The following is a 13,056-nucleotide window of genomic DNA, read 5'->3' as shown; positions in this document are numbered from 1 at the left end:
TTTTCCAAATAATTCAAAACAAGCTCCATTATGCAATCACTGGACATACTGCCCCTGAAATTGTGTTTTCTCGTGCGAATGCTCAACAAGTTAATATGGGGTTAACAACCATGAAAAGCAATTATCCACAAAAAGCAGACATTACAGTTGCAAAAAATTACTTACTAAAAAATGAATTAGAAGATTTAAATCAAATGTCGTCAGCTTTTCTTGATATTGCTGAACGTCAAGCACGAAGAAAAAAACAAATGAAAATGATAGACTGGATAACGCAAGTTGATAGATATATTGAATTGACAGACGATATTCTTTTACAGGACAAAGGAAAAATTACACGTAAACAAGCAAATGAAAAAGCACTAGAAGAATTTATGAAATACAAAACGTTAAATCCTCCAAATTCCACTATAGTGAAAGATTATTTAGAAAATCTTAGCAAAGAAATTGAAAGATTAGAAGGAAAGTAATCGCTAATGATAGTTGACTATCTAAATAAATAAGAATACTAACTTACACAATAATTAAACTCCTTGAGTAAAACCATTGCCACTGGTACACGAAAGGAAATGATTATAAAATGAACATTACAAGTTATGAAACAAAGAAAGGCGAAAAACGCTATAAGTTAAAAGGATATATTGGAATTGACGTTCTCACTGGAAAACAAGTGAACGCTCAAGTTACTGGAAAAACAGAACGTGAAGTAAAATTGAAGTACAATCGGAAACTAGCAGAATTTGAAAAGAACGGTTTTTCTTCAACGAAAAAGACAAATTCAAATACAACTTTCAAAGAAGTAGCTGAAGAATGGTTTGAAATACACAGAAGAAAAATAAAGCCCTCAAGTATCATTAATACGGAATGGTGTTTGAACAAGTGCATTTATCCAAAACTTGCAACTTACAAGATAGCTAAAATCACACCACAAATTTTACAGAGAGTAATGATTGAATGGTGTGATAACTTTTCAAAATCAACCTACAAAAAGATAATTAACCTAGTCAAACAGGTTATCAAATATGGTGTACTAACAAATGCGATTCCAAGTAATCCTTTTGAAAGAACCTATATCCCACAATCTACAAACAAACCAAAAGAAAAAGAATTTTTAACTCGTGAAGAATTGGTTTTATTTCTTGAAGCAGTCAACCTTGAAGAAGATAGTTACAAACGAAAAAAAGAATATGCTCTCTTTCGACTGCTTGCTTACAGTGGTTGTCAGATTGGCGAGATTTTGGCTTTGAATTGGGATGACATTGATTTTGATAAAAAATCCATTCACATCAACAAAACAGTTTCTAGGAAGAAAGTAAGAACAAATGTCATCAACATCATCTCTGACAGTCCTAAAAATGTCGCAAGTATAGGAGTTGTACTACTTGACCCTACTACCATGAAAGCACTCAAAACATGGAAAACAGAACAAGCAAAATACAATTTGGCTTTTGGAGTTAGGAATGACAAAAAATTATTGTTTACAAATCTTTTTAATAATGTCATTGACCCTGTCAACATCAACAAACGAATCGTGAAAATTTTAGAGAGGACTACCATAAAGAAAAATATCAGTTCACACAGTTTTCGGCACACGCACGCTACTCTGTTGTTAGAGAGTGGTGCAAATATCAAAGACGTCCAAACTAGACTAAGACACGCTGATATTAGCACCACACTCAACACATACACACACCAAACAGACCAAAACAATCAAAAAAATGTAGAACGATTTATGAATTACATTCAATATTAGCCTAAACAATCTCTAAACATTTTTTCTACAACGCAACAAATTATCTGATATAATAAGGTTTGTGTTAGGTGATTTGTTATTATTAGTATAACAGGAGGAGAGAAAAATGACGATTGCTTACCCTAATGGTAGCGGAAAAATTTTTGAAAAACCAATGCCCTCCAAGAAAAAAGCGATTGAATTTGGCAAGCGTGGAATGAGTTTTGAAGAGGAAATCAACCAAAGCAATGAATATTATCTCACTAGAGGAATTGCCGTAATTCATAAAAAACCGACACCTGTTCAGATTGTACGGGTGGATTATCCTAGCAGAAATCGTGCAAAAATAACCGAGGCATATTTTAGACAAGCCTCTACAACTGATTATAACGGTGTATTTCAAGGGAAATATCTTGATTTTGAGGCAAAAGAGACGAAAAATAAAACTTCTTTTCCTTTTGCAAATTTTCATGAACATCAAATTACGCATATGGAAAATGTGCTGTCGCAAAATGGAATTGCGTTTGTCTTGCTTTATTTTTCAAGTTTAAATCGTGTGTTTTTTTACCCTGCAAGTAAATTAATCGTGCGATTTAAAGAAAAAAATACGAGAAAATCCATAAAATTATCCGACATTGAGTGCGAAGGAATTGAAATAACACTTGGGTTCGCCCCGCGAATACCCTATTTAGATGCTGTTCAAGTATTTTTACAAATGCTTACCAAAACAGATTAAGGAGGAACCGTTTTGGAACAAAATCATGCAAAGCGAAGTCAAGCTCACAATATGAAACACCATTTGCAACCAAAAAATAAAAAGCACAAAGGCAAGAAAAAACATGGCTGGCTTTTTAAAATTTTCTTTACTTTGTTTTCTTTAGGAATGGTGCTATTTCTTTTAGGAGTGGGCTTGTTTTTCTTCTACGCTTCATCTTCCCCGAAACTCTCTGACAAAGAGTTGGGAGCGAGTGCGTCAAGTAAAATTTACGGGTTAAATAACGAACTCATCGCCGACTTAGGTGCGGAGCAACGTGTGTTGTTTGAGCCAAATGAATTGCCCGAGAAACTAAAGGATGCGGTCATCTCTGTCGAGGACAAACGATTTTATCAAAATATCGGGATTGACCCTGTGCGTATTGTTAGTTCGCTTTTCCACAATATAACGCATAGCACAACACAAGGCGGGAGTACGCTAACGCAACAGTTAATCAAGCTAAGTTATTTTTCAACCAAAGAAAGCGACCAAACGTTAAAACGGAAAGCCCAAGAGGCGTGGCTTGCCATGCAACTTGACAGACGTAGCTCAAAAGAAGAAATTTTAACGTATTATATGAATAAGGTCTATATGTCTAACGGAATTTACGGCATGAGAACGGCAAGTGAGAAGTATTATGGCAAAGAGCCAAAAGACTTGAGCTATGCTCAAACTGCTTTGATTGCTGGAATGCCACAAGCTCCGAACACGTATAACCCGTATATCAATCCAAATTATGCAAAAGATCGTCGTGACACAGTGCTTTTGACTATGCTTGAAAATCAAAAAATTTCTAAAGAAGAATACGACAAAGCCGTTGCCACACCAATTGATGACGGACTTCAGCCACTTAAAGAAAGCAATCAAAACTTAAAAATCATTGACAACTACGTCAAACAAGTTATCGAAGAAGTACAAGAAAAAACAGGCGAGGATTTATTCAAAAAAGGAATGGATATTTACACCAACCTTGACATGAACGCCCAAAAACGTTTGTACGACATTGTCAATTCTGACCAATATGTCGATTATCCAGACGATAAATTTCAAGTAGCTGCAACACTTGTCGATGTGAAAACTGGGAAGGTACTTGCACAAATCGGTGGAAGAAAAATCGCAAGCGATATTACATTTGGTGTCAACCAAGCCGTTGAAACGAACCGTGATTTTGGCTCTACCATGAAACCTTTAACAGATTACGGTCCTGCGATTGAAAACCTCGATTGGCCGACCAACCATATGCTAGACGACTCAAGTTATACTTATCCAAATACCAATATCGAAGTGCATGACTGGGACAATCAATTTATGGGCTGGATGACTATGCGACAAGCGTTGACGTTATCACGGAATGTCCCAGCGATTAAAGCTCTTGATGCTGTTGGTTTGGATAAAGCAAAAACATTTTTAAACAAAGTAGGGATTGATTATAAGCAAATGGAATATTCCAATGCCATTTCAAGCAATACCAATGTGCAAGACGGAAATAAATATGGAGCCTCTAGTTTGAAAATGGCAGCCGCTTATGCAGCATTTTCAAATGCAGGTGTTTACAATACGCCTTATTACGTCAACAAAATCGTCTTTGCTGACGGCACTGAGCAAACATTTAAAACGACAAGCTCTCGTGCCATGAAAGACTCTACGGCTTATATGGTGACAGATATGATGAAAAATGTCATTTCAAGCGGAACTGGAAACAATGCACAAATTCCCGGACTTTATCAAGCAGGAAAAACTGGAACGAGTAATTATGACGATAATCAACTCAAGCAAATCAATTCTTCCTACGAAGGAATTGCTCCAGATGAAAACTTTGTCGGTATTACTCCGTATTATTCTCTTGCCGTCTGGACAGGGTATAACAATCGATTGACACCGATTTTGCCAGATGATTTTTTGATTGCAAGTGAAGTGTATCGTGAGTTAATGGGCTTTGTATCAGACAATGTACCAAACAAAGACTGGGTAATGCCTGATAGCGTGCTTAGAAATGGCTCTGAGTTATCTCTTGTCAACTCAAAATATACACCGCAAGTAACTAAAACTTCTGAGAGTACAACAAGCTCTACGAGTACAAGCACAAGTTCTAAAGAAAAAGAAAAATCTTCTTCACAAACGAGTTCTACAAGCTCAAGTGTTGCCACTCCAACAAGTAGCGAGACTTCTTCTAGCGAGTCCTCAAGCGAAAGCGTGCCACCACCAACGAGCAGCACGACTCCTAGCACTCCGCCTACTTCTTCTAGTAGCGATAGCTCCTCCGATAATTCTGAATAAAAAACAAATCCTCTATACAACAAAGTATGGAGGATTTTCATCTTCTAACGCTTCACTCTCAAAAAAATCTTTCAAAAAAACAAAAGAAAAAGACTCGCTTTTTACTTTTCATTTCGTGGTTAGTGTATAATATAAAATTGAGAATGAACTCCTCATTCTCAACAGCTAACATCATACTAGCTAGGCAGTTTACTGCTGAAAGAAAGGAACTTTATTTTTTATCATGTATATTTTTAAAATCGGCATTCCAGCCGTTGAACATGACAAGTTTATCAAAGAAAATCCACTCGGCACACTTTTGCAATCAAGCAAATGGGCGGAAGTAAAAGAAAACTGGAAAAGTGAGATTCTAGGCGTTTACAAAGAAAACAAACTTGTCGCCAGCTCACTTGTGCTAATCAAGCCACTCCCACTTGGGTTTACCATGCTTTACACACCAAGGGGACCTGTAATGGACTTTGAAAATCGTGAATTGGTTTCATTTTTTTTGAAAAGTTTACGAGGGTACGCAAAACGTCAACGTGCGTTGTTTGTAAAAATGGACCCTGTGATTTTGTACCGTAACTTTTTCTTGGGTGATGACCAAGTGATTAATGGCGATGCAGCGAGAAAAATCGCTCTTTTGAAAAGTACAGGTGCGAAATGGCAAGGATTAACGCTTGATATGAGCGAAACCATTCAACCTCGTTTTCAAGCAAATGTGCATAAGGAAAGTTTTAGCGAAGAAATTTTGAGCAAAAAAACACGTCAAATGCTCCGCACTGCTCGCAATAAAGGAATACGTGTACGAATTGCTGAAACGAGTGAATTAAGTGAATTTGTTCGCTTGATGAATTTGACCGAAGACCGCAAAGGCGTGAAACTTCGTAGCGGGGACAATGGTGGATATTATGCAAAATTGCTTGATTTGTACGGTGAAGATGCATTTTTAATGCTTGCTGAATTGAATTTAAAAGAGTTGCTTGAGCAGTCTGTCACAAGACTAAAGGAAAACGAAGAGGAAATCTCAAAATTAAAGCCAAATCAAGAGAAAAAACGTCACAATCTCAAAGAGCAACACACTTCTCTTTTGCGTGATGTCAACGAATTAGAGGAAAAAGTCAACACGCTTGGTGAAGTGGTCAATATTGCAGGGACGCTTTCTATTCGCTTTGGCAAAACGAGCGAAATTCTCTATGCAGGAATGGACGACAACTTCAAACGTTATATGCCTGCTTATCTCACATGGTTTGAAACAATTCAAGAATGTTTCCGCCGTGGAGCAAATGCAAGTAATATGGGCGGACTTGACGGTAGTTTGAATGACGGTTTGTTGAAATTTAAAAAGAGTTTCCACCCCGTTATCGAAGAATTTGCAGGAGAATTTGACTTACCCGTCAATCTTCCATTGTTCAAACTAAGCGAATGGGCATATAAACTCAAAAAACGAAAAAAAATCTAAAAAATACGAGGAGAACGAATGATATGCAGGGGTTAAAATTAATTAAAAGCATGAACCTACTGGAAAATAAGAAAACTATTTTCTGGTTGAACATTGTTAGTATTCCACTTTTCTTTTTGTTTTTGGCGATATTTGGATTTTTGAATGCTATCATAAATCCAGCCGAGAGCAATGTAAATTGGGGCTCATTTGAACTCCCCACGCTTTTCTTGATCATTCTCGCCTTTCTTCTGCATGAAGGGATTCATGGAATATTTTTCAAGCTCTTTTATCCAGAGGGAAAAGTAAAATTTGGATATAAAAATTGGTGCCTTTATACGACAAGTCCACGTTCCTATTACAGAAAAAAAGCATTTTTTTGTATTTCAATGGCTCCGTTTCTTTTGATTAGCCTAGGATTTATTGTGCTTTTCGCTTTAAGTATTCTTTCTAAACCTATTCTTGTCTTTCTAGCAAGTCTACACGCTGCTGGCTGTATAGGAGATTTTTATATCAGTTTCCTTGTCATGAAAGAGCCAAATGATGTGTGGATTGAAGACACGGAAGTGGGGATGAGTTTTTATCGAAAAAGCCTTGCTGATGATTAAGTCAGCAAGGTCTTTTTTTCCTACCGAATCCCCAAAGCAATTCGTGCGTAACGGCTCATGCGGTCGGTCGTCCATTGTGGGTACCAGACCAGTTTTACTTCAAGATTTTTCACTTCTGGCACTTCGCCTAGTGCCTCGTGAATTTGGTCGGTCAATACATCTGCCAAAGGACAGCCCATTGTGGTCAAGGTCATTTTCACAACCGTCTCACCACTTTCTTCCCATTCAATCTCATAAATAAGACCTAGATTGACAATATCAATGCCAAGCTCTGGGTCAATAACACTCTCAAGTGCTGTCAAAATTCTATCTTTAATTTGCTGAACTTCTTCCTCTGTAAATTCGTTGTTCATGGTAGCTCCTTTTCTTTGTCGAAATTTGCTAATAAAAACCTTCTTTTTTATTATAATAAAGAATAGAAAAAACTCAAGGAAATTCGCTCTGAAATTTATTTTCGTTTTCTTTGGGGGTGTTGCAAACTTCAATTCGCCCCTCTTCGTTTTTCGTTTTGAATAGCATCTATCCGTTTTGCAAGTATTTCAATCATTTCGTCTGTGAAAAATGCACTCCATAAATAAGTGGAAATATTCGTGTTTTCAAAGTCATTTGTCAAAATGTTACTAATGACAATGTCCGTTTCTTCCGTTGTATGTTCTTGCAAGTTCAAATTCAAACCATAGCGTTTTTCAAGAATTAAATGCACGTATCGCCCTTTTTCCTGTGTTCCTGCAAAATCTATTACCGCATTGACCTTTGGAAAATAAGGAAACAAATGCTCTCCATTTTCTATATTGGTCAATATTCGATAACAATACGCATAATTTAAATAAATAAAATAGCAAGAAACATACGGTTTTTGATAACTTTCTTCTCTCTTTGGATAAAGTATCTGGAAAATTCTCTTGGAAAATTCTTCTAACACTCTCGTCATAAAACGGTACGAATCCTCAAAATAATTGACCGCAATGAGTCGTTGCAACCCTAGGTTTTCAAAGAACAAAAAGCGAGTAAAATTCCGCTTGAAATCTTCTTTTAAAAGAATTGAATGTTGCACTTGAAACGGTTTATCAAAATATTGTTCAAAAAAATCAAGAAATTCCCCCCATAAATTATTAACTTTCATCTGAAAAATATCCTTGAATAATTTTTTTCCGTCTAAATGAAACCTTGGCAATTCCGTGTATAAATAAGCAAGTAAAAACCTACTTTCACTCTCTGCTACCTCTACGGAAAATCCTCGTTTTAGAAAATCTTTTTTTATTGTGATAAACATCTCTTGAATTTGTTTGTCCTGAAACTCTTCTTTTGAAAAACTACTGTAAATTTCACACTCGCTCAAAGTATAATTTTGCATTGCTCGTAAAACAGATATTCCGTAAATAATCGCAAAGCCCATACGTTCATTTTCAGTGGGTTGTTCACAAACGGTGATTTTTTCAAGTAAATCTCGCCCTTCTTGAAGTGTTTGATGAATAAATTCACCAAATTTAGTATCAAGATAACTTTTCGATTGAAGTACACCGTTCATAAAAAAGAAATAAAGTTCATAAAAAAACATTCGCACATTGATTTCTCTACCGACAAAATGATATGAATTATCTAACTGAAAACCATGAAGTGCAAGTATTTTATTGAGTGCTTTTAGCTTATTTCTAAGCGTAACTTCAGTCGTTTCAATATAAATTTCCTGCGGTAAATAAGAAAAATCATCCGTTTCAATCTCTTCCAGCATAGCCTGTGCATTATTTGCTCTGCCAACAAACGAGTGAAAAAGAATGAGGTATTTCAAGCTATTGTGCAAATAATACACAATCAAATGTGTCATAAGAATAGGTTTATTTATATTAATGTAAAGTCTATTATCATCAAACCTAAGAGGAATAGAAGAATTTAAATGACTTTTTGTAATATCCTCCACTAATTCGTTCATATAACGCAAAATAGATTTTTTACTTTTCACTTTTATTTGCGAATGTGCAAGTAAATAATTGAGATGTGTCATAAAAAAGTCTACATCCATTTCTTCTTTTCCAAATATTTGTATCGCATAACACATGGAAAGTTTGATTTTTTCTTTTTCTTCTAGCAAATCCAACATTCTCCTCACCGCCTTTCCTTGAATTTTATCAAAAAACATTTTTTAACATTCTCTTTAAAAGCTTTTGTATAAAGGTGATTCCTATTTTTTTGTCAAATATTAAAATTTCGTAAAGGAGTTTTTTGAAAAAATAGATGAGAATCACGGAAAAATATTCATAATAAATCGCACTCTATGGATAGTATTAATACAACTTTATATTAAAATTATAGCTCGTTTTTCTCATTTAAACAAATGATAGATGAATCGAATGAAAGGAAAATGAGTAAAAAAAAGTTTTTATCCAAAATCAAGACAAAAATTTCTTCTTTAATTTTATTTAAGGGAGTATTATTGCAACATCAAAGCGATAAGGAGAGAAAATTCTACATGAAAAAAATCAATTTATTTTTAGCTGCAACCATTTTAAGCACTCTTTCTCCCTCTTTTGTAAAAGCTGAAGAAAATGCAGAGAAAAGCGGTTGGAATCAAATTCAAAAAGAACAAAATAACCTTGATTTTGAAGATGCAATGTTGCTAATGGAACAACTGAAAGCACAAGGGATTACTGCCTCAATGAACGAACAAGGAAAAGTTGTGATTGTAAAACCTGCAACAGCTGAACCAAAACTTATTTTTAACTATGCAAAAAATTATTACAATGTAGATGAAAAAAATATATTGCCAGATGATCATCATAGTGTAGAGAAATTTATCAGCTCTGGCGATTATGAGGGCAAGGAAAATCACTTAACTCTTCACGTATTAAACAATCCTGTGGAGAAAATTGTGGGTGAAAAAACTTTTCACACGACAGAGAGTGGGGAAATTTTACCAATTATTGACCAAAATGGTTTTTCTGTGCTGAGTGAAGAAGATGTCGCAGTTTCCGATATTCAAACGTTCGACAAAGAATTAGGGCAATTTTCTACGGAAAATGGCGATAAAATCCCTACGATTTATGATGAAAATAGCAATATAGTTGACCAAAAGAACATTGAAATCGGAAAAATTTATTACTCTGATAAGAAAAAAAGTACAAAAATCATTTTTACAAATAGAACAATTGGAAATGACCAGCAACAAACAATCACCGCAGAAGATTTTTTCTATGCTCCGAAAAGTTCATTTGGCAATAAGCAAAATTTCGTTGACAAAAATCATACCTTTAAAGGAAACGAAGTCACTTTAGCAGATGCCGCTCCCGGTACGTCAGCTGCTGATCCTAACGCAAGTGCTGGTTCTATCGTATCAAAAGCTGCGGTTGATTTAACACATGACTTCAGCATGAAAGCACGTGTGCATTTAGGCAATAAAAATCAGCGTGATCAAGGTGCTGACGGCATTGGTTTCACATTTAACCCCGTTGCCAATAATGATCTTGGCTATGCTGGGCAAGGATTTGGTATAGGTGGCTTGACAGGTGCTTTTGGTTTTAAACTAGATACCTATTATAACAATATGCACGATGTAGCCCTTCTCTTAAATAACACTGGTGGGAAGAAATATTACGACATCGACCCTTTGCAATACAAAAATAACCAAGCAATGCTAGGTGAACTTGGAAGTCCACTTGGCAATGGAAACGGAAATGCGTTCGCTGCATTTATTCATTCTGTGGGAGTTGACGGGACGGTTGAAACAATTACAGACGGTGCTTATGATGAATATACAGTGGAATATGAACGATATGGCAATAAAATAAGCGATCATTATACGGGGATTGAAGAAAATCGAGCAAGCGAACTTTCTCCGAAATTTATTCACAATCCAGAAGAATTTACGACACATTGGAAAGAAATTGAGTTTCATTATACTGCTGATAACAAAACTTTGTCGGTAGATTATGACGGAAAACATTGGTCTGCTCCGCTTTCTAGTTTAGTTCCAAACGCTGATTTGAGCAAACTTGCTAATGGCTATAAGTTGATGATTTCTTCTTCAACTGGCTGGGGGGCAAATCTTCACCAAATCGCCTTTGACAATCTAAGCTATACGACACCTGCGACAACGGAAAATCTAAATTGGAAAGAAGTAAAGAGCATCACCACTTGGAATACGCAAAAAGTCGTAGAAAATCAGGACATTTCGATTGATAAGAAAATTTACAAGGTTTCTTGGAAAGAAGTGCAAGCAACTGGAAAATTCAATCCTAAAGACGTTTTCCCTGAGCTTGTGAAAACTCCAATTACACCAACAGTGCCGATACAGCCAATGCCACCAGTCAACCCGATAATGCCGACTGTGCCGGTACAACCTTTACCGCCTGTTAACCCGATTACGCCGACTGTACCGGTGCAACCTATACCGCCTGTTAACCCGATTACGCCGACTGTGCCAGTAAAACCTATACCGCCTGTTAAACCAATTACACCGACAGTGCCGGTGAAACCTATACCGCCTGTCAAACCAATTACACCGACAGTGCCAGTGAAACCAGTACAGCCGAAACCTATTACACCGACAATGCCTGTGAAACCTGTATTACCAAAACCTGTGACACCGACATTACCTGTAAATCCGTCACAACCAAAACCTGTGACTCCAACAGTACCGGTGAAACCAGTACAGCCGAAACCTATTACACCGACTGTACCTGTCAAACCGACACAGCCGAAACCTATTACACCGACTGTACCTGTCAAACCGACACAGCCGAAACCAATCACACCGACAATGCCGGTGAAACCTACTTCGCCTGCGAAACCTGTTGTTCCTGAACAACCAGAGGAAGTAGCAAAAGGGGGCGAAAGAAAAAATAACAATAATACTATCACAATTACCGATTCAAAACCTAGATTACCTAGAACGAATGAAGTTTCAAATAACATTTCCACCTTACTTGGAATTGGATTGGTTACAACAGCTATTACTCTTTATTTCTTTAAAAGAAAAAGAGTAAACTAATCATAAAAAGTCTAGTCGTCTTTTTGAGACGTCTAGACTTTTTTCTACTGATTCTACTCAAATTTTTTCCATATCATGCACAAATTTTTCTGCAATTTCTTCGTAATCTTCTTCTTGTTCCTCGTAACCAAGCACGGCATCATCAGATATTTCATCTAAGTCTGCGAAAAATTCAATGTGACGAGCCAGATTTTCAAAAGTCATTGGCGCATCTCCACCGTAATCGCCGTCTAAATTAAGCATCATACGTTCATTTTCATCACACACTTCAACGGTCAATTGTTTTGTTTTGACATAAATAATTTTCGGATCAGCTATGTGTTGTCCGTCATTGAGCAAGAGAGCAATCAAACGCATAATTTCTACCATATTGCTTGCTTTCACGATAATCAGTGAAAAATAACCGTCATCAAGTTTCGCATCAGGTGCATACGACTCAAAGCCTCCGACAGAATTGGTTAACCCTGCAAAGAACATACTCGTCAACCCTTCATAAACTCCTTCGTCATGCGTAATCCGAATGTTTAACGGTTTAATTCTAGGGAGCATTTCAGCCCCTTTTGCCAAATAAGCAAGATAACCAAATGTCGTTTTCAGCTCACTTGGCACCTCAAACGTCAACTCCGTCAAACCGCCTCCTGCTGCAATATTGATAAAATAATTCTCACCAGCACGTCCAATATCCATTTCCACCGTTTGTTTTTTCCCTACTAAACGAATGGCATCTACTGGATTCGTTCTTGGTACTTTCAAAGCTCTTGCATAATCATTGGTCGTCCCAGCTGGAATAATCGCCATTTTGGGTCGGTTAGGAAGCGAGGCAATGCCATTTACTACTTCGTTAATCGTACCATCCCCACCTGCTGCAACAATCAAATCAAACCCTGCAAGTGCTACACGTCGTGCCTCATCTCTTGCTGAGTGCTTTTTAGGTGTTGTGGCAAATGCACTTGTTTCATAGCCAAGATTTTCAAGCTCTATTAGTACATCTGGCAAATACTTTTTCATGATTTCTTTTCCACTCGTTGGATTGTAAATCACCCTTGCACGCATTTCTTTCCCTCCCAAAATTGTTTGTAAAAAATTTATTTCTCTTGATTTTCGTTTTTGTTTTGTAATGCAAACGTCTTTTGAATGCTCATGGTTTGTCAAAATCGCTAGATTTGAGGGCAGGAGTTGGATCGCTGTTCGCAATGCCACCTGAAGCTCTGCTTCAGGCAAGTAAATGGCATGGCTCTCTGCGACAAACTCCTGAACGCCCCGCTTGCTTTTCTTTGTCTAGCT

At 36.7% G+C, this 13,056-nt stretch carries 10 protein-coding genes; 7 read left to right on the top strand and 3 right to left on the bottom strand.

The features are described 5' to 3' along the window. The 6 genes from rhuM to B5D30_RS02785 all read left to right on the top strand — a co-directional run. Nucleotides 1–467: RhuM family protein (rhuM, locus tag B5D30_RS02810; protein WP_144399457.1), on the top strand; the 467-nt coding region annotated here is incomplete at its 5' end. 110 nt (nt 468–577) lie between these two features. Next, a complete protein-coding gene (locus B5D30_RS02805; RefSeq protein ID WP_078806516.1) occupies nt 578–1,750 on the top strand; it encodes a tyrosine-type recombinase/integrase in 1,173 nt (390 codons plus the stop codon). Between the two features lie 106 nt (nt 1,751–1,856). Further along, the gene (gene recU / locus B5D30_RS02800; RefSeq protein ID WP_078806515.1) at nt 1,857–2,465 is read left to right on the top strand and encodes a Holliday junction resolvase RecU; all 609 of its coding nucleotides are present in this window, start codon (nt 1,857–1,859) and stop codon (nt 2,463–2,465) included. A 51-nt stretch (nt 2,466–2,516) separates the two neighbouring features. Next, complete coding sequence (locus B5D30_RS02795; protein ID WP_078806524.1) at nt 2,517–4,760, top strand: PBP1A family penicillin-binding protein; 2,244 nt, start codon at nt 2,517–2,519, stop codon at nt 4,758–4,760. Nucleotides 4,761–4,983: 223 nt separating this feature from the next. Beyond that, complete coding sequence (locus B5D30_RS02790; RefSeq protein ID WP_078806514.1) at nt 4,984–6,201, top strand: aminoacyltransferase; 1,218 nt, start codon at nt 4,984–4,986, stop codon at nt 6,199–6,201. A gap of 23 nt (nt 6,202–6,224) precedes the next feature. Then, entirely contained in the window at nt 6,225–6,788 is a 564-nt protein-coding gene (locus B5D30_RS02785) for a DUF3267 domain-containing protein (protein ID WP_078806513.1), read from the top strand. Nucleotides 6,789–6,808: 20 nt separating this feature from the next. On the opposite strand, the gene B5D30_RS02780 is transcribed toward B5D30_RS02785, so the two are convergent. Together B5D30_RS02780 and B5D30_RS02775 are read right to left on the bottom strand one after the other, a co-directional pair. After that, nucleotides 6,809–7,141: a metal-sulfur cluster assembly factor gene (locus tag B5D30_RS02780; RefSeq protein ID WP_078806512.1), complete on the bottom strand. Its 333-nt coding sequence runs from the start codon at nt 7,139–7,141 to the stop codon at nt 6,809–6,811. A gap of 128 nt (nt 7,142–7,269) precedes the next feature. Beyond that, entirely contained in the window at nt 7,270–8,925 is a 1,656-nt protein-coding gene (locus B5D30_RS02775; protein ID WP_078806511.1) for a helix-turn-helix domain-containing protein, read from the bottom strand. Between the two features lie 330 nt (nt 8,926–9,255). Here B5D30_RS02775 and B5D30_RS02770 point away from each other — a divergent pair, with 330 nt between their 5' ends. Beyond that, nucleotides 9,256–11,772, top strand: coding sequence for a lectin-like domain-containing protein (locus tag B5D30_RS02770; protein ID WP_159443178.1), 2,517 nt, complete (start codon nt 9,256–9,258; stop codon nt 11,770–11,772). Between the two features lie 57 nt (nt 11,773–11,829). Here B5D30_RS02770 and B5D30_RS02765 read toward each other — a convergent pair whose 3' ends face one another. Then, nucleotides 11,830–12,825 (bottom strand): diacylglycerol kinase, encoded by a 996-nt coding sequence (locus tag B5D30_RS02765; RefSeq protein WP_078806523.1) that lies wholly within the window; start codon nt 12,823–12,825, stop codon nt 11,830–11,832. Nucleotides 12,826–13,056: the final 231 nt, after the last annotated feature.

The organism is Pilibacter termitis, assembly GCF_900167335.1.
Lineage (GTDB): Bacteria > Bacillota > Bacilli > Lactobacillales > Streptococcaceae > Pilibacter > Pilibacter termitis.
The sequence above is the reverse complement of the archived record's forward strand: the minus strand, read 5'-3'. Positions and strand labels throughout refer to the sequence as shown.